Annotated in this window: 30 protein-coding genes; 11 read left to right on the top strand and 19 right to left on the bottom strand. The window is 61.8% G+C overall.

Features of this window, described 5'->3' with window-relative positions; all coding sequences use genetic code 11:
* Positions 1-57 precede the first annotated feature (57 nt).
* The 5 genes from NKI50_RS16740 to NKI50_RS16720 form a co-directional block, all read right to left on the bottom strand.
* The gene (locus NKI50_RS16740) at positions 58-1,119 is read right to left on the bottom strand and encodes an ABC transporter substrate-binding protein (RefSeq protein WP_023721294.1); all 1,062 of its coding nucleotides are present in this window, start codon (positions 1,117-1,119) and stop codon (positions 58-60) included.
* 53 nt (positions 1,120-1,172) lie between these two features.
* Complete coding sequence (locus NKI50_RS16735; RefSeq protein WP_023721295.1) at positions 1,173-2,147, bottom strand: PfkB family carbohydrate kinase; 975 nt, start codon at positions 2,145-2,147, stop codon at positions 1,173-1,175.
* A complete protein-coding gene (locus NKI50_RS16730) occupies positions 2,144-3,184 on the bottom strand; it encodes an ADP-ribosylglycohydrolase family protein (protein ID WP_023721296.1) in 1,041 nt (346 codons plus the stop codon). The genes NKI50_RS16735 and NKI50_RS16730 overlap by 4 nt, the downstream gene beginning before the upstream one ends.
* 3 nt (positions 3,185-3,187) lie before the next feature.
* Positions 3,188-3,913, bottom strand: a complete 726-nt coding sequence (locus tag NKI50_RS16725; RefSeq protein ID WP_023721297.1) for a GntR family transcriptional regulator — start codon at positions 3,911-3,913, stop codon at positions 3,188-3,190.
* Between the two features lie 166 nt (positions 3,914-4,079).
* On the bottom strand, positions 4,080-4,334 hold the full coding sequence (locus NKI50_RS16720; RefSeq protein ID WP_023721298.1) for a hypothetical protein: 255 nt from the start codon (positions 4,332-4,334) through the stop codon (positions 4,080-4,082).
* Between the two features lie 274 nt (positions 4,335-4,608).
* Between NKI50_RS16720 and NKI50_RS16715 the strand changes: the two genes are divergently transcribed.
* Positions 4,609-4,941 carry a hypothetical protein gene (locus NKI50_RS16715; RefSeq protein WP_023721299.1) on the top strand — a complete coding sequence of 111 codons (333 nt, stop codon included), beginning with the start codon at positions 4,609-4,611 and terminating at the stop codon, positions 4,939-4,941.
* A 143-nt stretch (positions 4,942-5,084) separates the two neighbouring features.
* Here NKI50_RS16715 and NKI50_RS16710 read toward each other — a convergent pair whose 3' ends face one another.
* Positions 5,085-5,786, bottom strand: coding sequence for a hypothetical protein (locus NKI50_RS16710; protein WP_352546993.1), 702 nt, complete (start codon positions 5,784-5,786; stop codon positions 5,085-5,087).
* A gap of 437 nt (positions 5,787-6,223) precedes the next feature.
* Here NKI50_RS16710 and NKI50_RS16705 point away from each other — a divergent pair, with 437 nt between their 5' ends.
* Entirely contained in the window at positions 6,224-6,538 is a 315-nt protein-coding gene (locus tag NKI50_RS16705; RefSeq protein WP_023723028.1) for a hypothetical protein, read from the top strand.
* Positions 6,539-6,662: 124 nt separating this feature from the next.
* On the opposite strand, the gene NKI50_RS16700 is transcribed toward NKI50_RS16705, so the two are convergent.
* From NKI50_RS16700 to NKI50_RS16685, 4 genes are all read right to left on the bottom strand, one after another.
* Positions 6,663-6,893 (bottom strand): DUF2934 domain-containing protein, encoded by a 231-nt coding sequence (locus NKI50_RS16700; RefSeq protein WP_352546988.1) that lies wholly within the window; start codon positions 6,891-6,893, stop codon positions 6,663-6,665.
* An 83-nt stretch (positions 6,894-6,976) separates the two neighbouring features.
* Positions 6,977-7,189 carry a hypothetical protein gene (locus NKI50_RS16695; RefSeq protein ID WP_352524156.1) on the bottom strand — a complete coding sequence of 71 codons (213 nt, stop codon included), beginning with the start codon at positions 7,187-7,189 and terminating at the stop codon, positions 6,977-6,979.
* Positions 7,190-7,312: 123 nt separating this feature from the next.
* Complete coding sequence (locus NKI50_RS16690) at positions 7,313-7,618, bottom strand: DUF1236 domain-containing protein (protein WP_031195423.1); 306 nt, start codon at positions 7,616-7,618, stop codon at positions 7,313-7,315.
* 469 nt (positions 7,619-8,087) lie between these two features.
* Complete coding sequence (locus NKI50_RS16685; protein WP_352717138.1) at positions 8,088-8,375, bottom strand: hypothetical protein; 288 nt, start codon at positions 8,373-8,375, stop codon at positions 8,088-8,090.
* A gap of 170 nt (positions 8,376-8,545) precedes the next feature.
* Between NKI50_RS16685 and NKI50_RS16680 the strand changes: the two genes are divergently transcribed.
* On the top strand, positions 8,546-8,821 hold the full coding sequence (locus NKI50_RS16680; protein ID WP_023723033.1) for a hypothetical protein: 276 nt from the start codon (positions 8,546-8,548) through the stop codon (positions 8,819-8,821).
* A gap of 63 nt (positions 8,822-8,884) precedes the next feature.
* Here NKI50_RS16680 and NKI50_RS16675 read toward each other — a convergent pair whose 3' ends face one another.
* From NKI50_RS16675 to NKI50_RS16650, 6 genes are all read right to left on the bottom strand, one after another.
* Positions 8,885-9,184, bottom strand: a complete 300-nt coding sequence (locus NKI50_RS16675; RefSeq protein ID WP_023723034.1) for a hypothetical protein — start codon at positions 9,182-9,184, stop codon at positions 8,885-8,887.
* A 171-nt stretch (positions 9,185-9,355) separates the two neighbouring features.
* The gene (locus NKI50_RS16670; RefSeq protein WP_036245970.1) at positions 9,356-9,679 is read right to left on the bottom strand and encodes a hypothetical protein; all 324 of its coding nucleotides are present in this window, start codon (positions 9,677-9,679) and stop codon (positions 9,356-9,358) included.
* Positions 9,679-9,882, bottom strand: a complete 204-nt coding sequence (locus NKI50_RS16665; RefSeq protein ID WP_023723036.1) for a hypothetical protein — start codon at positions 9,880-9,882, stop codon at positions 9,679-9,681. The genes NKI50_RS16670 and NKI50_RS16665 overlap by 1 nt, the downstream gene beginning before the upstream one ends.
* A complete protein-coding gene (locus NKI50_RS16660; protein ID WP_023723037.1) occupies positions 9,867-10,136 on the bottom strand; it encodes a hypothetical protein in 270 nt (89 codons plus the stop codon). Before NKI50_RS16660 ends, NKI50_RS16665 begins: the two co-directional genes overlap by 16 nt.
* The gene (locus NKI50_RS16655; RefSeq protein WP_023723038.1) at positions 10,136-10,348 is read right to left on the bottom strand and encodes a hypothetical protein; all 213 of its coding nucleotides are present in this window, start codon (positions 10,346-10,348) and stop codon (positions 10,136-10,138) included. Before NKI50_RS16655 ends, NKI50_RS16660 begins: the two co-directional genes overlap by 1 nt.
* Before the next feature lies 1 nt (position 10,349).
* Positions 10,350-11,141, bottom strand: a complete 792-nt coding sequence (locus NKI50_RS16650; RefSeq protein ID WP_031195425.1) for an N-acetylmuramidase family protein — start codon at positions 11,139-11,141, stop codon at positions 10,350-10,352.
* A gap of 150 nt (positions 11,142-11,291) precedes the next feature.
* On the opposite strand from NKI50_RS16650, the gene NKI50_RS16645 reads away from it, so the two are divergent.
* From NKI50_RS16645 to NKI50_RS16610, 8 genes are all read left to right on the top strand, one after another.
* Positions 11,292-11,477 (top strand): hypothetical protein, encoded by a 186-nt coding sequence (locus NKI50_RS16645; protein WP_023723040.1) that lies wholly within the window; start codon positions 11,292-11,294, stop codon positions 11,475-11,477.
* Between the two features lie 169 nt (positions 11,478-11,646).
* Positions 11,647-11,796 carry a hypothetical protein gene (locus NKI50_RS16640; protein ID WP_352496033.1) on the top strand — a complete coding sequence of 50 codons (150 nt, stop codon included), beginning with the start codon at positions 11,647-11,649 and terminating at the stop codon, positions 11,794-11,796.
* A gap of 181 nt (positions 11,797-11,977) precedes the next feature.
* Complete coding sequence (locus NKI50_RS16635; protein WP_023723042.1) at positions 11,978-12,145, top strand: hypothetical protein; 168 nt, start codon at positions 11,978-11,980, stop codon at positions 12,143-12,145.
* A 165-nt stretch (positions 12,146-12,310) separates the two neighbouring features.
* Entirely contained in the window at positions 12,311-12,484 is a 174-nt protein-coding gene (locus NKI50_RS16630; RefSeq protein WP_023723043.1) for a hypothetical protein, read from the top strand.
* Between the two features lie 576 nt (positions 12,485-13,060).
* A complete protein-coding gene (locus NKI50_RS16625) occupies positions 13,061-13,420 on the top strand; it encodes a GDSL-type esterase/lipase family protein (RefSeq protein WP_348633270.1) in 360 nt (119 codons plus the stop codon).
* A 344-nt stretch (positions 13,421-13,764) separates the two neighbouring features.
* Entirely contained in the window at positions 13,765-14,343 is a 579-nt protein-coding gene (locus NKI50_RS16620) for an acyltransferase family protein (RefSeq protein ID WP_023723045.1), read from the top strand.
* 162 nt (positions 14,344-14,505) lie between these two features.
* Positions 14,506-15,039: an acyltransferase family protein gene (locus NKI50_RS16615; RefSeq protein WP_352717134.1), complete on the top strand. Its 534-nt coding sequence runs from the start codon at positions 14,506-14,508 to the stop codon at positions 15,037-15,039.
* Positions 15,040-15,254: 215 nt separating this feature from the next.
* On the top strand, positions 15,255-16,001 hold the full coding sequence (locus NKI50_RS16610) for a hypothetical protein (protein WP_352496029.1): 747 nt from the start codon (positions 15,255-15,257) through the stop codon (positions 15,999-16,001).
* Between the two features lie 92 nt (positions 16,002-16,093).
* Here NKI50_RS16610 and NKI50_RS16605 read toward each other — a convergent pair whose 3' ends face one another.
* The 3 genes from NKI50_RS16605 to NKI50_RS16595 all read right to left on the bottom strand — a co-directional run bounded on the left by NKI50_RS16605 (position 16,094) and on the right by NKI50_RS16595 (position 19,795).
* Positions 16,094-16,678 (bottom strand): acyltransferase, encoded by a 585-nt coding sequence (locus NKI50_RS16605; RefSeq protein ID WP_023723049.1) that lies wholly within the window; start codon positions 16,676-16,678, stop codon positions 16,094-16,096.
* Between the two features lie 41 nt (positions 16,679-16,719).
* Positions 16,720-19,473, bottom strand: a complete 2,754-nt coding sequence (locus NKI50_RS16600; protein WP_352546978.1) for a phage head spike fiber domain-containing protein — start codon at positions 19,471-19,473, stop codon at positions 16,720-16,722.
* Between the two features lie 160 nt (positions 19,474-19,633).
* Positions 19,634-19,795: a hypothetical protein gene (locus NKI50_RS16595; RefSeq protein WP_023723054.1), complete on the bottom strand. Its 162-nt coding sequence runs from the start codon at positions 19,793-19,795 to the stop codon at positions 19,634-19,636.
* Positions 19,796-19,817 lie beyond the last annotated feature (22 nt).

The raw sequence follows: 19,817 nt of genomic DNA, 5'->3' as shown, positions 1-19,817 counted from the left end.
TCCCAGGATAGGAAGGATCAGCCGACGTTGATGGTCGGCTGATCGCGGCTTCTGCTGTTACTTCACGTCGACCTTGAGCTGCTGCCAGAGCGCCAGATAGGTCTCGCGCTGCGCGTCAGTAATCGGCGCCTGGAACTGGATGCGCTTGGCGACAGCCGGGTCGCCCATCACCTTGCGGTTGAAGGAACTCTCTGGCAGCGCTTCGACCGCCTTGGTGTTGGCCGACACCGGCGCGCCGACCTTGGTGACCCATTCGACATAGAACTTTGGGTCGATCATGTAGTTGATGAAGGCCTCGGCGCCGGCGACATTCTTGGAACCGACCGGAATGGAGAAGGCGTCGAGCCAGGCGACAGCACCCTCCTGGGGAATGACCAGCGAGACCGGCAGCTTGAAATGCGTCTTGGCGCGGTCGGCCGAGCCGCTCCAATAGGTGCCGATGTCGATCTGGTTGGAGGCAACCATCTGGTTCCAGTCGTTCTCCGAGCTCCAGAACGTCTTGATCTGCGGCATCAGCGAGGTCAGCTTCGCCTTGACCGCCTCCATGTCCTTGACGTCGTTGATGTTCTGGCCGGTAGCGATGGCGCCGAACTGCACGGCCTCGACGGCATCGTCACGGATGGTAACGCGGCCCTTGTGGGCGGGATCCCACATTTCGGCGATGCTGGTCGGCGGCTTGTCGAATGACTTGTCGTTGATGGCGAGCGCCGTCAGCCCCCAAACCCACGGCACCCCATAGACCTTGCCGTCATGGACAAGCATCGATGATCCGGCCTTGTCCTTGCTGATGTCGGCATAGTTCGGCAGCTTGGACGTGTCGATCGGCTGAATGAGCTTTTCCGCCATCGCCTGATCGTTGAAGGCGGCATTGATCATGACGACATCGTAAAGGCCGGGATTGGTCCTGAGCTTGGTCAGCATTTCCTGTTCGGAATTGAAGAAGTCGTTGACGACCTTGTTGCCGGTTGCCTTTTCGAAGGCGGCTATGGCCCAGGGCTCGTCGGCGCCATAGCCCTTCCAGTTGAGTACGTGCACCTCGTCGGCCCTGGCGGCCAGCGTAAGCGCCGAAGCGAAGACAGCGGTTGCCGTCAGAAAAGCAGTCAGTTTGGGCATGCGCATGTTCGTTCCTCTCATTGTTGCCCGGTTGGCGGGCTTGTTATCCCATTAGGCTGTCAGAAATGGGCCTCTTGTTTCCGGCCATGCACGGTCGTCGGTCGATCGTCATGGCTGAGGAATCGCTGGATCTCTTGGTCGTTCGGCGCCGTCGACCCGCCATGGCGGGTGACCGAGAGCGCCGCCGCCGCATTGGCGTAACGCGCCGCTTCGAACGGCGACACGCCGTGCGAGAGCGCGCTGACGAAGGCGCCGATATGAGTGTCGCCGGCGCCGTTGGTGTCTACCGCCGCGACCTTGAACCCGGGCACATCTTGGGCGGTGCCGTCGGCCAGCCGCACGAAGCAGCCTTTTGCGCCAGCGCGGACGACCACGCCTGCCGCGTTGGGGCAGTGGCTGGCCAGCAGCCGGGCAGCAATAGCCTCGACATCGCCGGTGCCGGCGATCTCAGCCGCTTCGGCGGCGTTGCAGCTCAGCCAGCTCGTGCGCGCCAGCACCCGGTCGAGAATGGTGCGCGGAATGTCTGAAATGATCGGCGTCGGATCGAAGACCAAAGGAATTTCCGCCGGCAGCACCTCGATCCAGTCGACAAGCGCCTCTCGGCTTCCCGGATAGCTAACCGTATAGCCGGAGGTGAACACCCAGTCGCCCGGTGCGACCGAAATGAGCGCCATTATGTCAAGGCTGAGCAAACTCTCTGCACCAGGCCACGAGACGAAGGTGCGCTCGGCATCGCTCGAGATCATGGCGACGCAATTGCCACTGTCCAGAACCGGCGATGCCGGCGTCAGTGTCTCGATCCCCTCCGTGGCTAAGGCCGCGCGCAGGAAGTCGCCATTGGGTCCGCTGCCGAGCTGGCCGCCGAACACCACCTTCATGCCGGTGCGGCTGGCCGCGACCATCATGTTGAAGCCGCCGCCGGCGACTTGTGCAAAGCTCGATGCGGTCTTCTCCGTGCCCGGTGCCGGCAAGGCATCGATGCGGTAGACATAGTCGACTACCGCGCTGCCGATGTGGACGAGACGCCCGCTCATGCTGCCGCATCCTTGCCGGACCTGCTCTTCGCCGTCCGCAGGGCGACCAAGTCGGCGGCGAGCGCGCGCACCCGCCCAATGTCTAGGCCTTTGATCCGGGCGATGTGTTTTTGTGGCAATCGGGAAAAGCCGGTGCAGGCACCGGCCATGCCGGCCGCGATGGCGCCGATCGTGTCGGTGTCGCCACCGAGATTGGCGCTGATGACTGCCGCTTGCCAGGGATCGCCGCCGGCGACTTCCAGCACCGCGAATGCAGCCGGAACGGACTCCTGACTGGCGACGCCGGTGCCGACCAAATCGGTGATCAGCCGGATCGCGTCGCTCGTCTCCTTGCCGCGTACGAGCTTCTGCGCCCACCCAATGCGCGCGGCGATGTCACCGCCGGTCACCCAATAGCCGAGCGTTGCCCCGTGCCTCGCCCCGGCGATGGCTCTGTCGGAAGCGGCGCGCCAGTCACCGCCAGCGATGCCGCGACTGATGGCGGCAGCGACCGCTGCGGCCGAAGCGATTGCGATTGACGTGTTGTGCGTCGCCCTGCAAGTTTCGGCCACTTTGCCGACCAGTGCGTCAAGCGGCTCTGGCGGCATCATGATGCCGACTGGCGCGATGCGCATGGCTGCACCATTTGTGTCGCCGCTGCGTCCCGCTTCCTCGGCTGGCATACCGTTATTGATGGCGTCGATGGCGCGTTTGGTTGATGGTCCCAGCAGATCGTAGCTGCCGCGCGCCTTGACATCGCGTTCCCAGTCGAGCAGCGCGTTGACCCACCGCGCATGGTCGAACCGGTTACCGGATTCGACCAGGATACGGCCAAGCAGAAGCGCCTGTTCTGTGTCGTCGGTGATCGTCCCGGCCGGGAGTCCCTTCGACACCGGATGGTCGGCGAAAGGAGCAATGAAGTCCTCGACATGACCGTAGAGTTCGGCAATCCGCGCCGGCGACAAAAGCTGCGTCGGCATTCCCAGCGCATCTCCCAGTGCCCCGCCCACAAGCGCTCCCATGGCCCGATCGGTTATGTTCCCGGTGTCGTCCGGCATCACTCAGAACCTCATATGCAGCGCAAAATGCGCCGGGTTGAGCAGGCTGGTCACATATTCGATCGGCCGGTCATCGGCGGCGCGGGTCAAGCGGCAACCGCGCAGGAACGGCGTGCCTTGCGGGCAGCCGAGGATTGCGGCGTCCTCTGGGTTGAGCATTTCGATGCCGACCCATTCCTCGCCATGGTCTGGAATGAGACCGGCGCCGCGGAGCGTCTGGTGGAGCGAGCCTTCGCGCAGACCGCGTAACGGCACGTCCTCCAGTTCGGGTGACAATGGCAGGCGGCTGCGCTCAATGGAGATAGCGTGGCCGTCGCTGGCATTGGTGCGCACCCGATCGACAGCGATGAAAAACGGGTTTTCTATACCAAGCAGTGCGGCAAGATCAGGGTCCTCGATCACCTCGAGCCGCAGCGTCCGCGTCTCGGCATTTGCGCCGGCGTTGGCGAGCGCCCGCGACCAACCGATTGAGTCATCGACGGGCTTGCCATCGAAGGTGACGAAAGAGCCGATGCCCACCTTGGTGGTGATCAGCCCGCGGCTGGACAGTTCCTCGAGGCCCTTGCGAACGGTGTTGCGGCTGACGGAGAAACGCTGGACGAGCTCGTTCTCGCTTTGCAACCGGTCGCCGAAGCCCAGAACACCGGAGCGGATTTCATGTTCGAGAACCGTGGCGATCTGTTCGGGCTTGCCCGTACCGGGAGACGATGGGACCACGCGGCGGACCATAGGCATACCTGTTCATTGCACCTGTATAGTCCTGTGCAATGTATCTGCAACGCCAGCTCTGTCAACCGACGGCGGAGGGGCCACACAGATAAACCAAGCTGCTTGATGATACCCAGCGGCCGTGAAGGCCAGCGAGGTGCGGCGGGCGAACGGGGTCGCTGGAGATTCACTGTTCGCTGCTGGAAGACCCCTCGGCTGCCCCGTCACCATCGGCAGAATGCGGCAGAATGCCGAAGTCGCGCGACTTGGTCCCATGCGCCGCCGTCAGGAAGCCATCGGCTGTGAGGCCTCGCCTCAAAAGTTCGCGTACCGCAGCCGACCGGCTCGGCATGCGCTTGTCGAAGCGCCAGTTCTCCAATGCCGCCAGTTCATCGACGGTCAGCATGATCTGCAATCGTTCCGGGCGTTCCAGTTCGGACATCTCGGCCTCCAGCCATACCAGGCTAAAATTAGCTGAGTTAGTATGTTCCTAATTCTTTGTAGAGTTAGGTATATTGGCAGAGTACGTCAAGACCTCCAGATGCATGATCCGTGCAGAAGTCCGATGAAGCGGATTAAGCATCAAATGGGCAATCAACAAAATACGCTAACTACTTGGCACAACACGATTTTTGATGATTTTCGCTTGCCAATCGCGGACCCTGGGCGCATGGTAGAACACGAGGGACAAACCGCTCCCGAAAGGAAGGTTTTCCATGCGCTACGGATTTTCGGTTCGCCTGCACGAAGACGTCAGTTCCCGAGTCCGAGCTACATTGCGGTCCGGGATTGCCATCAATCTGACTGCTGTCGCCGAAGCCGCGCGACTGCAGAACCTTGCCGAGAATGTTGCGCGCGAAGACATCGAATGGCTCGTCATGCAAGCAGCCCAGCTCCAAGGCGCAGCTATCGAGTTCGACGGCTTCGCGGAAACCGATCTGGCGGAGTTCGCGTGCCCCGAACCGATGCAAAGCAGTCCCGCGCTGGGTCGGGACGCCTTGGAGGGCGGGGTGACCGTTTCGCCGGATTTTGGCCGTCAAACGCATTGAGGCGCGTGCTCTTGTGAGCCCCCGTCATGCTGCCGCCACGTGCTCGGCAAAAAGCCCGCCATAATGGCGGGCTTTGGACTGATGGAGGTTTGGTGGACGAAGGCCTCTCGGCCGGTCGGACATTTCATTCCGATGTATTCGCCCTAGCGGCGCGCGATCAGCAGGCACAACTGGCGCAAATCGCTGTCATAAGTGCCTTCGCTGCTGAGCACGTCGACGCAGCGCCTCTTCATCCTGGCCAACTTGTCGCTCGACATGTCGGCGACGACCTGGGGTAAGTTGGGATTGCTGGGATTGTTGGGATTGTTGGGATTGGACGGGCTGCCCGGGTTGGACGGATTGCTCGAATTGGTACCACCGCCGATCCCGACACCGGCGCCGACATTGATGCCGCTGCCGATCCCGACCCCCGCGCCGGCCCTGACGCCGCTGCCGATACCTACCCCGGCGCCGGCGGCAATGCCACCGGAACCGCCGATCGTGGCGCCGGCACCGGCGTTGATGCCGCTTCTGCCCGCGACCGACGCGCCGGCGCCCGCGGCAATGCCGCTGGAACCGCCAACCGTTGCGCCGGCGCCGGCGTTGATGCCGCGACTGCCGCCCAGCGACGCACCGAGGCCGGCCTTGATGCCGCCGCTGCCCCCAACCGTTGCGCCGGCACCAGCGTTGATGCCTTGGCGGCCACCAACCGTCGCGCCGAGGCCGGCTTTGATGCCGCCGTTGCCGCCAATGGAAGTGCCAACACCAACGGCAATTCCGTCCGCGGCATTCACGGGCATCGAGAGCATGAAAACAACTGCGCTGCCCGCCACCGCATCGGTGATTGTTTTGATTATGATGGTCATAACACTCTCCTTGCTGTATTGCGCTGAACAGCCCGCGACATCGCCGGTTGCATACCTACTAATTTGCAAGAAGATTATCGGTTTCTTTGCCGATCAACTTACTGGCCTCATGGTATCTGTTCACACAACAGCCGAGTGAAGTTTGTAGTGAAATTTTCCGAAAGTTTTACTTCGGGAAGGTCCTCTGCCGGGTGAAGCAATGCGAGCGTCAACTGATGGGCGCCGCGATAGACGAACGTCGCCCCAACGGTCGGCGATCGAAATAAGGCGAATTCTTAAATCTGAAAACGACTACATCAATCCGACACGAGGCAATAGAAAACGGGCCGAGAAGGTCCGCCATGCGCGTGTTTGCTTCGCCGTGCTGCGCCATTTTTGCCAGAACCTTTCCGTCGCCCGCATTGTTTTCTCTGTAGTCGCCATGCGACGACAACCGAATGATGGAGATCAACATGCTTACGAAAATCCTGACAGCCTCCATACTTGCAGCCGGTCTGGCGACCGCGGCGATGGCCCAGAATGCCGGCTCGGACAACAATGCGCCTGGCAGTGAGAAGAGCATCGTCGTCCAGCCCAAGCCGAATGGCATCGACCTTGGCACGACCAGCAGCACGATGGGCACGACGGGTGCCATGAACTCCAATGCGGATCAAAACTGCCCTGCAACCCCGCAAGGTGCCCAACCCGATGCGTCCAACAAGCCTGCCGGGACGGTTTCCCCGACTGTCAACGACAACAATTGCGGTAAGTAGTAAGCCACGACAATCCGGCTTACCATCGCGGGTGGGCGGCAGCGGGACTGGTTAGGACTGGTCCCGCCTTACGATGGGCCAACCGAACCACGAGATCCAGCGATGCAATCAAATCCGCTCGAGTTCACGCTTTGCGCGGTCGCGCCTTGGGTTTGGTTCCCTCTTTGGCGGCCGGCGTCGGCTTAGGCTGGCGTGCTTTCGGCTTCGGCCGGCTGGCGGTCTCCTGCGCGGCGGTTTCTGCGTCGATCTCGGCGGTAGCCTGATCCCAATGCTGCTGATGCGACCCGTCGGGCCTGCCTGCCTGTTCCCAGATCGCGTGTGCCCGCTGGCGAATCCGTTCCTGCCTGTCCGTCACTGTTGCCTCCGTCGGCTCGGTTCATGCGTAAGCAACTTTGTTCTAGCTGAAATTTCGACCCGCGTCTTGAGCGGCAGGCACCGTTATTGAGCCTCTCTGTCACACAGGACAGCAACGCCGAGGAGCGCCGCCTTCTTGATGATCAGCCCTTCAAGATCGGCGTCCGAGCGCTCCGTTCCGGTGCGTTCGCGCAACAGCGCAATCGCTGCCTTCATCGACAGCAGGCCATCGCCTCGTTCAGCAAGCAATTTGTCGACGGCTGCGGCCACGTTGGTCGGCTCGACATGCGGCAGCATGGGAATGGCTCCTTTCCTTGTTTCGAGACGACAGCGGCTCCATCCCGATCCTTCGGGATGGAGCTCTTTTGATAATTTAGACCGTGACCTTTCCAAATCCGGTTCGCGGTTTGGGAACGCCGGTCACTCGATGACGTGCACGATCCTGCGCGTGCCGGGGTCGACGAGCACGGTGCGACCGTCGACGACGACGTATCTGTACTGCACGTCGGGAACATCGATCGGTTGCAGCTCGACCGTATCGGGCAACGTGGAACCGATATTGAGCTCCACCCCCAGAAGATTGATCGACGCCAACGGGTGCTTGTGGACGTATTCGCGGATGACCGTCTGCTGTTCGGGCGTGACAATCACCTGGTCTGCGGTGGCCACGCCGACGCCGGCGAGCAACACCAATCCCGCCGCAGCAGGAACAAGGTGGATTTTCATCGTCTACTCCTGTTGTTACGGGCCTCGCCTTTACGGTTGCGACGCGGCATTCCGGTCGAAGCGGCGAACCCTCTAGGCAAACGCCCAGGCCACCTTGTTGTTCCGTAAGTGGCGGCTAATCGAATAGCGGTGAAGTGCCCGTGCGGTGCGGCGAATGGACTGCGGATGAGCTGCGGTGGCCCCCCGCGCCCGCCCCCGGGCCCGCGGGGGCACCCAAACCCCCCCCAACCGGGGGGGGGGTATTTCCGCGCCGGCGCGGCGGGGCGCCGCCCGCCCCCCCCCCCCCCCCCCCCGATCGGTCTCCCGATCAGCAGCGATACCGGAGGGGGTGATATCGGCTGCGTCTAAAACAACATTTAGGACAAGCTAATGTTCCTAGGCGACTGCAACTAACCTGCCGGCTCGAGCGGCGCGGCGTTACCGCCCGTCGCAGCCCCATGGGCAGCCTCTGTCGCAGCAATTGAAGCGGCTACTGCTTGGGCGGCTGTGGCGGCACCTCGCCAGGCTTGATCACCGGGGTCCTGCCCTCATCCGCCGGTGGTGCCGCCATGCCCTGATCGCCCGTTGGCGGCGGCTTCAGCACCCCACCGCATGGCTCGAGCATATCGGACAAATTGTTGCCGGCCGGCTGCTGCTGCTGGCTGTTCTTGTCCGGCGGCTCGACCTTGCAGCGGTCGAATTGCGACTGTTCGCCCGGCTGCGCGGACGCCGGCACCAGCGCGCCTAGCATGTACGGCAAGAAAATGAGCGGTCTCATGTCGAGCTCCTTTCGCGCCAGCATCGTCTGACTTGTGAAGGCAGGCAGGCGCGATTGGTTCCGTCGTGCGGCAATGCGCCCGGACCGCAGTGGCCCGGGAACCGGCCGCCAGACTTATGAGTTCAACCACTGAGCCAGTTCAGGGCCGCCGACATTATGGAGAACCAGCGATGGAACCGCGCAGGAAAGAACGAACCGACGACGAGACGGAGAGCCCGACCATCCAGCAGCAGGACTGGGACGCCATCCGGAGCGGGAGAATTCTCCCAGACGGCGTGCCGCAAAACGGCGACATCCGTTACGACGTCGAGAAAGACGGCGAACTGCCGGAGGAGGATGACGATAACGCTTACCAGGAAAGCGACGAGGCGTTGCCGGACGATACCGATGAACGCGTTATTTCACGCGATCTCGCACGCGAAGGTGGTCCTTTCGACGAAGAATGAGCCACCGCCTTTCGCACTGCCCTCGCTGTCCGCGTCGGCGGCCGGATGAAAAAGCCCCTGCTTTCAATTCGGGAGGTCGAAGACCGGCTCCTGGCAGCGATAGACCAGACATTGACCGTCACGCGTCTTGATATAAGCGACGCGCGGCATCTGCGGCCAGTCGCATTCATTGCCGAATTGGCGCACGTATCGGTCGTAGGTGTTCCGTCCGGTGGTCAGCACCACCGAGCGGTGCCTCTGGATCAGAAGCTGTGTCTGTTCACACGTCATCGCGCGGCTGTCCGGCCGGGCATGGGCCGTCGCGGCAAACAGAAGCGCCCCGGCTGTCAGGACTGCCGCTTGTGTCAGGACTCTGGCAAGCATGACACCATCTCCCGTGAGGCCTAAAGCGTATCTTGGTTTCGCAAGCGCCGGATCGAGCCGCCCTCGCAGAGAAAAGATCGTACAGATTGCCAGGGAAAATGCAAAAGCCCGCCGCACCTTTCGGCGCCGCGGGCTTCAACTGAACGTCACTCTTTTGTCAGCTTGGGCGGCTTACTCCTCCTTCACCGGCCCGAACCGGCGCACGATCACCTCGAAGACGATATCCGAGATCCACATCGCCGAGACGCCGATGAGGAACGCGGCGGCGAGCGTCGTGGTGTCGTCGTCCGGAGAAGGAATGGGCAGGCCGGCGGCGCGGAAATAATGCACGACCGGCAGCGTCAGATAGGCCGCCGCCAGCGCGCCGCAGATCGGCGAGGCCACCATTTCGCGGACCTTGTAGCGATGACGCGACAAAGCCCGCAAAATACCGCCGGAAAGGCCGGCGACCAGCACCGGCGCCTTGATGCCCAGAACGTCGAGCAGCTCATGCATCATGGCGTCCACCCACACCATCTGGCACCCTGCCCGTTGAAGGCGTTCATCTCGTCGAGCTCGGGCCGGGTCACGGCGGCGACGATGGCCGCCGATGGCCGGCGCGGCTGGTTGTGGTCGCACCAGACCTGGCGCGGATTGCCGGCCGGCGCGGTTGTCGTGCAGCCGGCGAGCACCAGGCAGAGGATCAGCGCTTTGCCCATTTCCCAGCCTCCGCTCGTGCTGCCGCATCGGTCATGCCGGCCGCCTTGCGCTCTTCTGCGGCGGCCTCGCGGTTCATTTCGAGGCGATCTTCTCCGGCCGCGACTTTTGCCTCGGCCTGTTTGGCCGCCTCCTTCTTCGCCCGGTTGATGCCGCCCGCAACATAAAGGCCGATGCCGCCGGCCACAGCAGCGAATATCGTCATGACGAGCTTGTTGCCGATGATGGCGCCGAGAATGGCGAGGAGTGCGGCCATCACAAATCCTCCGCGCGGCGGCGGCGCAGGAACTCGGTCAAAACGCCGTTGACCACAAGAAACCAGGGGAACCATTCGCCCGGAATGATCGGCGAAAGAACCTGCGGGTCGACATAGGTGACGATGCTCGCGATGACGCCGATGGCGGCCTGAAGCCGCGCCCAGAATATTGTCTCGCTGTCGCAGAAAAAGCTCTTGATCCGGGTCCACATGTCATTTCCTTCCAAACAGTTTGAGGATGGCTGATAGTTTCAGGACGGCGGCGATCAGCGCTGCCCGGAAGCCGGGCTTGGCGACAGGCACAGGAGGCGCAGAGAGCGCGGCGGCCGGCGGTGGAACGGGAATCGATTTTGCGGGCTCTAGCGGAGCTGCAGGCCGAAGGACCACCAGACCGGCAGACGGCCACGGCGTATCCTTGATGCGCGACCATTTGCGATAGGCCTCGGCAAGCCTCGTGTCGTAAGCGTTCTTGCGATAGCCGGCGCCGTTGTAGCCCTTGGCGAATCCCGCCCAGTCGTGATTGCGCAGATTGTCGTCGAGCCGCTTCTCGACGATGAAATCGATCGCCGCGCCGAGCTGCAGCGCCTCGTCCGCCATCATCGCCTCGACCATCGCCTGCACGGTAGGAAAGCCGGCGGCTTTGAAATTCTCGCCGAGAACCTGGCCCAAGCCCCATGAGGCGGATTTGAGCGCCGCGGTTTCGTCGATCGCACAAGCTGCCCTGAGCCGTGGGTAGCTATCCCTTGGATAGGGCTTCTCGCCCCATTTCGGATAGGCGAGGCCGGCGGCTACCGCTTTTGCCCGCTTGGCACCCGACAGGTTGCGGTAGAAGACGTGCGGTTCGAACAGGATGACCGGCCGGCCAACGGCGTCGAAGCCGTGCCCGCTGGTTTCAACATCGAGGAACGCGTGGATCTCGTCCTCGCTGACGCCGATCCGGGCGCCGAGTTTCGGCAAGTCTATATCATCGAGGCGCCTCGCGGCGCCTTTGAATGAAAGGTCCATGGGCAGTCCTTTCCGCCCTTGTGGGCAGGTTTTGAGGTTGAAAAACGGATGCGTGGCGGCAAAGCAGAATTGGGCGGCAGCGCGTGCCGATGTGGCAAGGAAGGTTGATGTTTTCGACCCGCCGTGTGAAATGGCCGCGGGATGGTGCATATGCCTGATGATGAACAAACCGCTGCGGCGCGCTGGTCGGTGAGGTCCGAGCTCCGCGCCGTCGGTCGCGACAAGCCGCTGCTCGCGGTGCTGGCAGCGATCCTCTGCCTTTATTGTGCGTTTATCGCCGGACCGATCGTCTATGCGGTGCTGGCCATCAACGGCATTGCGGATTTCTTCAAATAGAGCCGGTTTCGGCGATCTCGCGCCGGTCCGGCGCGCTGTATCGGCCCCGAAATTGCTCGGCCTGGATGAAATTGCTTAGCCGGGATGAAACTGTTCGCGTATATCGTTCGTACCTGTAGCGGGTGCGGGAGGACACGTGACGATAAGAATCAGACTCCCAGGCGGGACTTTGAAGATCAAGAAAAGCGACGAGCTGCGGCGCCGCGAGCAGAATCGCGAGGTGCCGGTTTGGCAGGTCGGCAATTACTTCGTCATCTGGTGGCCGAGCGGCATGTCCGATCGTCCATCCTCGCCCAAAAAACCCCCGCCCAGGAAATAGCCCGCGCACCCGACGATCCCGACCGGGCACTGGTGCCTCCGTGCGGGATCAGGAACCGCCCTGCGCGCCGAAACCTCCGAAGACCGCTCGCCAGATCCCAAAAATAGTCAGCGGGCAGGCGTTGACTCTTCCGCGACGGAAGGTCTCTTGTGCTGCGTTGCACAATGGGGTGGCGGAATCGATGGCGGTGCGTATCAGGATGCCTGGCGGCACGCTGAAGGTGAAGGTGTATCGCGAATTGCGCGATCGCGAACGCGCCCGCCGCGTACCCGTCGTCAGGCTCGGCCGGGTCTATTTCACCTGGTGGTCGAACCGCCAGCGCCTGATTGACGATCAGTCGCCAGGATGAAGCTCCTTTCGTCCGGGCATGCGCCTGCCCGCCCGGCACCGCGAAGCCTGCGCCGGCCAGCTCGCAAAATAAGTTGATGATGCTGCTGTTGACTCTTCCGTAACGGAAGGTCTCTACTTACCGCATTGCACACAATTGCTGCGTTGCACAACGGGAGTTGGACCGATGGCAGTGCGTATCAGGCTGCCGGGCGGCACTCTGAAGATGAAGACCTATCGTGAGTTGCGAGCCCGGGAACGCGACCGCCGCGTTCCCGTGATGAAGATGGGCTCGCTGTATTTTGTCTGGTGGTCGAAAGGCCAGGAGCCTCACGAGAAGCCGCAGGACAGCAGGCGGTAGCCGCTGGCGGCGGCGGACGCAGTGTTCGCGGTTTTGCTCGGCTTTTTTCTGCTGTCGTGACTCTAAATGTCTAGGCAGATTGTTTGGCTAGCGAGGGACCCGATCCTCCCGCGAGATTAAATGCTACTGCGACGAGCAGAGCGCTCCAGTCAGCTCCGCCCTCGCGGGTAGGTTGTTAGGTTCCTATTTTCACAGGGATTGGCTACTCGGATGGCCTTTTGATTCGGCACGAATTTCGTCGTCGCCGATGCCGATCAATGCCCCGACGCGCGGGATATGCGATCGGTGATGCGCGCTTCGCAGGTCCTCCTGGGACGCAGTGCCCGTGGTCACCCTCCAATGTTGTGGAAGGCTATATTGAATTACTGCCCTTGGGCATCTAAAGCTTTCGGCGATCATGAGAGGTTCCAGAGGGCTCAAGGACTGGTCGGCCCGAGCAGTTAGGGCTCTAGCCGGTAGGGGGCCTGCTTGAGCCACCCTGATGTTTCGGGATTTCACGTAGGGGCTAAGGATGCGAAAGACTTCCATCCTTGTTGCCGGGTTCCTCGCCGGCTCGGCGTTCGGTCATTGGGCTACATGCCGCTAAAGGCTTCCATCTGGCCTGAAGCGGTAAGCGTTCCGGCAACCACGTATCAGGCGGCCCGCAACAGCATCTTTGCGGCCCGCCGGAGTTCTGGTGACGCTGTGATGATCGGCGACTCGATCACGGAAATGGGCGATTGGGACGCGATCTTTCCTGATTACCGGATCATCAACCGCGGCGTCTACAGCGACAACACGGCCGGCCTTCTGGCTCGAACCGATGAACTTTCCCGCGTCGATGCCGATATTGCCTTCGTGATGATCGGCACGAATGACTTCACGATCAGGCTAGACGCGAATGGGACCTTCGGGCGCTACAACAGGATCATCAAAGCGCTGGCTCCAAAGCGGTAGTGGTTCAATCTACACTGTTCCGAAGCGACCGATATCCCAAAATAAATGAAGCCACCGCTGAGCTGAACCGCAAGCTGCAAGCCCTATGTTCCGGCTCGGTCTGCGACTATCTGGACCTCAATGCGACCCTTGCGCCGAATGGCGTCTTGCTGCCGAAATATTCAGTCGATGGCACGCATATTACGGGAGCCGCATATACTTTATGGGCGGAACAGATTAGGGCGTTTCTCCCTGCGAAGCCGCGCCAGAATAGCAATTGACGTTGCGCATTCAGTTGCCGGATGGCACACCTTGCGGCTTAGCGACGAACTCACAGCGGGGAAGAATGCGCAACCAGACACTAGATGCCCTTCGAGGCATCACGGCTCTCATGGTGTGTCTTCCATGTCGTCGGTACTGCCGGGATTGGAAACGGCGTCGATGACGTGTGGAGCTATGGCCGCATGGGCGTGCCGCTGTCCTTCGTGATTTCAGGCTTTATCGTTCCGCTGTCGATGGACCTCGCTGGGCACAAGATCAGCGGCTATTTCCGCTTCATTGCCCGGCGCGTGGTCCGCCTCGAACCGCCCTACTTCGTGACGATCGCCTTCATCCTGATCAGCGGCGTGGCGCTGGCTCACATCCCGCAACTCAACACCTCGCATCCTCCCTACACCGTCACCAACGTGCTTTTGCATATCGGCTATGTGAACGCCTTCGTGGGTCAGCCTTGGCTTAGCGGACCGTTCTGGACGCTGGCTATCGAGTTTCAATATTACGTGGTGATAGGACTGCTCTTTCCGATCCTGGTCAGCAGCAGGACTGCAGGCTTGGCAATGCTTGGCGGGTTTGCCGCGCTCTCTATCGTGAGCACCGGATATGTCGAATTCCTGCCGCCCCATTTGAGCGTGTTCGGCACCGGCATTCTGACCTTCATGTTCTAGACGAAGCGGGTTGACCTCAACACGTTCTGCGTCGGGATCGCTGCCCTTTGCGCCGTGGTATGGTGGACGCTTGGACCGGAGCGGGCAATCACCTGTCTTCTAGCCTCGACTGCGATTGCAATCTCTTGGGTGCCGGCGTCGTCCCTGTTCAGCAGGGTCGGGATGATCTCGTATTCGCTTTACCTCGTGCACGTCCCTATCGGCATGAGGTTCGTAAAACTATCCGAGCGGGTGTTCCCCGGCTCCCCATGGCTGGCATCGGCTATTGCGCTTGCCGCGTGTTTCGGCGCGGCTTTGTTGCTCTGGTATTTTGTCGAACAGTGGGCCAAGAAGCAGTCGAAGAAGATCGACTATGGCAGCAAAGCGCGCCGCGCTGCGCCAGATATCGTAAAAGCGCCCATCTCAGATGCGGAACCACAGGCGCCCTTGCTGCCATCAGAAGGCCAAGGACCGACCTTTATCCCAACAGGTTCGCCAGAGGAACTGAGCAAGGGTCGCCGTAGGACTATGGTTGCGTCGCGAAAGCTTTATAGGTGGAACCGGCTTGAAGCGACAAACCGCAGAATCCCACCCTCAACAAGCGCAACTGCTGACAAGGCATTGCACGACAGCAGCTCACCCAATTTAGCGCCAATGTTCCGATCGCAAGGCGTTCCTGAGCCGACAGCTTTGCAGGTTAGTGAAACGCTCTGGTAGTCTCGGCGCCTCGGCCATCAACCTCAGCCGGAGCGCCTTTTCCGGTCAAATGCCTTTGCAGATGCGACTCGCGCCGCTCTCGAGCGCAGTTCTTCTTTTCGGCGGTTCGAACGAAGCGTCTGGCAGGCGGTCGCGGTCGTTGCGCAAGGTTGCAAACCGTCGCTGTTTGTTGCAAATAATTTGCTGCGGGCGGGCGATCGAGGAGTCATCTAGCGATGAATGTCCAGTCGCGCGTGCATGCCTTTCTTCGCGCAACCCCGCTCCGCTATTGTTTTCACCTCGCAAAAGCTCACCTTGGTGGGTCTCCACAATCCGACGAGAGCGTGATCCTGTCGCGGATCGTTGGTCAAAGCCCGAAAACATTCTTGGAGTTTGGTTTTCATCCCACGGAATACAACTGCATTGGGCTTAGCGACTTCAGGGGTCTGCTCGTCGACGGCGACGCAACGACCGTGCGGTTGGCCCGCTCGCTGCTTCCAAAGCGGATCGAAGTGCGCCAGAGCTTCATCGATCTTGACAACATCAAAAACCTCGCCACGCATTTTCCACAGCTTGGAGTGCTTTCCGTCGACGTCGACGGCAACGACTACTGGTTTCTGCAAGCCCTGCTGCCAGTGCGTCCGGCTGTCATTGTCGCGGAGTACAATGCCAGTTTCGGTCTCAACCCAATCACCGTGCCCTATGATCTCGCGTTCGACCGCACGGCCAAGCATGACAGCGGCTGGTATCACGGTGCATCGATCACCGCCCTGACCAAGCTATGCAAGACGCACGACTACAAGCTCGTTGCCGTCTCGGCCGCCGGCGCGAACGCGTTCTTCTTACCTGACGCTTCGGACATACCGGAATTAGAGCCTGCCCAGGCCTATCGAGAGAACGTCCTGCGTAACCGCTGGTCTAGAACTACGGCTAAAGACCAATGGGAGCGCATCAAGCATATGCCTTTTATCGAAGCGCCCTGAGATCGAGACGAGAAATGTAGACTGGACGACCGGCTCGACATGCAGTGCGATACGACGGCACGACCCTCGTTGATGAGCGGCAGCGACAGGCATCACTTCACTAGGTCTGCTGGCCGCACCAATGCATCGGCCGGAACGTCGTATCGAACAATTGACCCGGCCGAGATAATAGCCCGATCGCCGATGGTGACACCCTTCATGATCATGGCGCTATTGCCGATCCAGACGTCATCTCCAATCACAATTGGCGACGATCGGATGCCGGGGTCGACGCGCGGGTGACCTTCCTTGAAGATGGCCTGCATTTGCGCAAACCGCTTCCGAGGGTCCATGGGATGCGAGTTGGTATCGTGGATCGCGACCCCCCATGAAACGTGCACCCGCTTGCCGATCTTGATCCCCACCGGATCAGACGACCAAACCGTTGAGCCGGGTCCAAGGTAGAACCAATCGCCGATCTCGATGCGGCCTGCATGGGCGAAGATTTGCAAATGTCCATCCAAATGGCTGTCGGCACCGATCGAAACCCTCGCTCGGTCGCCGTGGATGTTGAAGATTTCCGCCCCTGCACCGAACCGCGTCCGGGGTCCGAGGATCGCATTCTCCCTGGCAGCGCCGGTGGCGATCCATGACCAGAAGAGACGGCGAAAAGCGAGGACGGTCGAGAAGATACGCATCCACCGGTATCTGCCACAAGCGAGCGAAATTTCCAACTAGATCAAGTGCCAAAGAATCCAACCCGCGATAGCGCGCGCAGCTTATCGGCAACGAAGCTGGCGTATCTCTCCCCGCCGACGCTGTTGAGGTGCAATTCGTCCGACATGTAGAGTGTCGAGGTCAGGTACCCGATACCACTGCCGCCGCCGACGTCGATGAAGCCCATCCCCATCATTTCACAGACCTCGCGTTCCCTCCGCATGAACTGGTCGAGAGTGTTCCCCTGACTGTTTGTCCTGAAAAGCCTATGAGTAGCGTGGCCAGGACCACCGCTGTAAGTACCGAGGCATATGATCTTGGCAATAGGGGCTCGGAGGCGCATGGCCTTGAAGGCATCAACCATGGCCCCGGTGAAGCCGGAAGCAAGGGTTTGATCCCCCAGGTCGCCTAGAACTACGTCGGCCGCTCCGAAATTATTCGGACCCGGCTCTAAAGTGATGATCTCGGCATCTACCGGAATAAGGGCAATCTGGTCGTAGATCTTTTGCGACCCATAGTGCCCATTGGTGGCAATTCCCAGGGACCCACCGCTATAGGCAAGATTTGTCGGAACCATGCCGGTCTTCACGGCCAGCGGTCCCCTATAGAACGCCTGGGCTGTGATGCTCGAACCGAGCAGCGTCCATTTCTTGCCGACAAGCGCTGCCCGACCGTCGTCGGCATCCGCGTCAATCGCGCTCGGATCGAGCGCGCCGACATAGCGGATGGTGTTGGCGGCAACCGGCGGCATTCCAGCAGCCTTGATCCAGGCTGCGGACGAAAAATCGCGCGGCGAATTGAGGATGTTCGCGCCCCCGTTGATGCTCAGGCTAGAGCTTTGGAGACCGAGGCCCGACACGCCGTCGCCGACGTAAGGATGGCCACCGGCGGCCGGGAACACGCGATGCTGGACATTGGCGATGCCGGTGCCGTTCGCAGTGCCGGTCACCCGGCAACGATACCAGTTGGCGCCGATCGCCTGCGTCGAAACGGTGCCGAATGCCGCGCCGCTGCCGGAAGCGGTGCCACCTGCAAGATCGAAGGTGCAGTCGAAGGCGCAGGCCCCGTTGGAAAACAGGTTAAGGCGTGTCCTCTCGGCCTTTTGGGCATACACATCCCAAACGAAGGTCTGACCGATCACCCATGCGATGGCCTGATATACAGACGGGCTGCCCGAACCGGATTGCTCGATGATCTTGTCGGCCGTTAGCCGGCCATTGACCAGCACATCGATGACGTCGACCAGCGCCTGCAACTGCGGCACCACCCTGACTTCCGGGACGGTCGCGGCTGCGGCTGTGCAGTTGGTCTTGGTGAAGACGGCGTTCGTCGGGTCGCTGCTCGGAAACAGATTGGTGGTCGTTGACGGAAGCCGCAGGACGATGTTCCGCACGTAAACGCCGGAGGCGCCATCGCCGGTGAAGGGGAACACGCCGGCCGGCGAAAACCGCGTCTGGACGTTGGCAGCGCCGTTCGCAGTCGGCGTGACTACCGCTCTGCATTCGTACTCGCCACCGCCCAGCGCGATCATAGAGAAGCTGGTGAGTGCCGGGCCGGTACCGGTGCAGGTACCGTCCGACAGATCGAAATTGGCGGTATAGACAGCTGGCCCGTTGGAAAGCAGCTGCAGCAGCCGGCGCTCGGATGCCCTGGCGGTCACGACATGCTCGACTACGACGCCAGTCGAGAATGTATAGGTTCGGAAACAGGTCGGCGCGACGGAACCAGTGCCCTCGGTCAGCTTGATCGTAGTGACCGCAAGCCCTTCTATGCGCGACAGCGCATCGACGTTCGTCACAATGCTGGCCGTCGATGAACGAACTCCTATGTCGGTTGCAACCGGCCCGGCGTCGACTCGGAATAGGCCAAGCAAGCCGGCGCTGACCTCCGTCCAGAAATACTCGCCGACATCGACATTCCTGCCCATTACCGCCACCGCCGCGGCGCCGGCCAGCCCCGCCGACGCCCCGAAGCTGAACGTCGGCGCCACCGTGTAGGAGCCCGGCGCCGTGATCAGTATCTGCGTCAGCGCCCCGCCCGCCACCACGAAGCGGCCGGCCGCGCCCGAACCGGTGCCGCCGGCAAACGCCAGGTCGAACGTGCCATTGGCGCCGCCCGAGCCTGCCGTGATCGCACCGTTGCCGGCGACGCCGAAGCCGATTGCCGCCGCAGTCGTCGGGAAAATGCCTTTGCCGTAGAGCGAAGCGTCGCGTGCGGCCTGGGCGCTGACGACGGCCGCCGCGGCGGCGACGGCATCGGAATTGGTGGCAGCCCGGTCGGCTGTGGTTTGGCCGGCATTCGCGGCGGAAGCGGCGGCACTGGCGGATGCCTGGCCGGCGCTGGCTGCGGCAGCATCCTTCAGGGCCTGGGTTTCATCGCGCAGCGCTTCGACCTCTTCGACCACGTCGGCGATGTCGGGCGGAACGGATGCGGCGATGGTGATGGCATCGGCGCCGACGGCCGGCTCGTCGGCCGTGAATTCGAACACGCGGTCGGCATTGACCGACCCGATCTGGGTGTGAACGGTCGTGCCCTTCTGCAGGGTGCGCGTCGTGCGGGCGTCGGCGGCACGGAACCATTCGCCTGCGCTCGCCGTGTAGATGCCGTTCTGCGTCGGGTCGGCCTGGTCCTTGACCAGCACGCGGTCGCCGATTTCGGCCGGCACGCCGTCGATGGCCTGCAGGCCATGCAGGAGGATGTCGGCCGTGGTTGCGAGGCGCACGGGCTCGCGTTCGCCGGTCAGGAGACGAACGGCGGCAGTTGCAGGTCGGGACATGAGGGCTTGCTCCATAAAAAAAGCCCCGCATGAGCGAGGCTGGAAGGGGGTTCGGTGCTGGCGGTGGGAAATCTAAGCTGCGCGGCCGGACACCGCGTTATCCGGCGCGGCCGGTGTATTCACGGACAATTTTGCGGACAGCGAGCAACGCGGTCCAGGGCTATAGCGATCCGCCAATGAGCCTTCTTGTGCCGCCGATCGCCGCCAGCCCGCAGGCCATGCCGGCGCAGTCGGCGACCCAGTCGAGGATATCCATGTCGCGCGCGATCAGCTGCGCGCCCTGAAGCAGCTCGATCGCCGCGCCGGTAATGGCGAGGAGCACGACCAGCCTCGTCTTGTGTTCC

This window comes from Mesorhizobium sp. M0563 (assembly GCF_040321065.1).
GTDB lineage: Bacteria > Pseudomonadota > Alphaproteobacteria > Rhizobiales > Rhizobiaceae > Mesorhizobium.
Note: the sequence above shows the minus strand (reverse complement) of the source record. Positions and strands in the feature narration are given on the sequence as shown.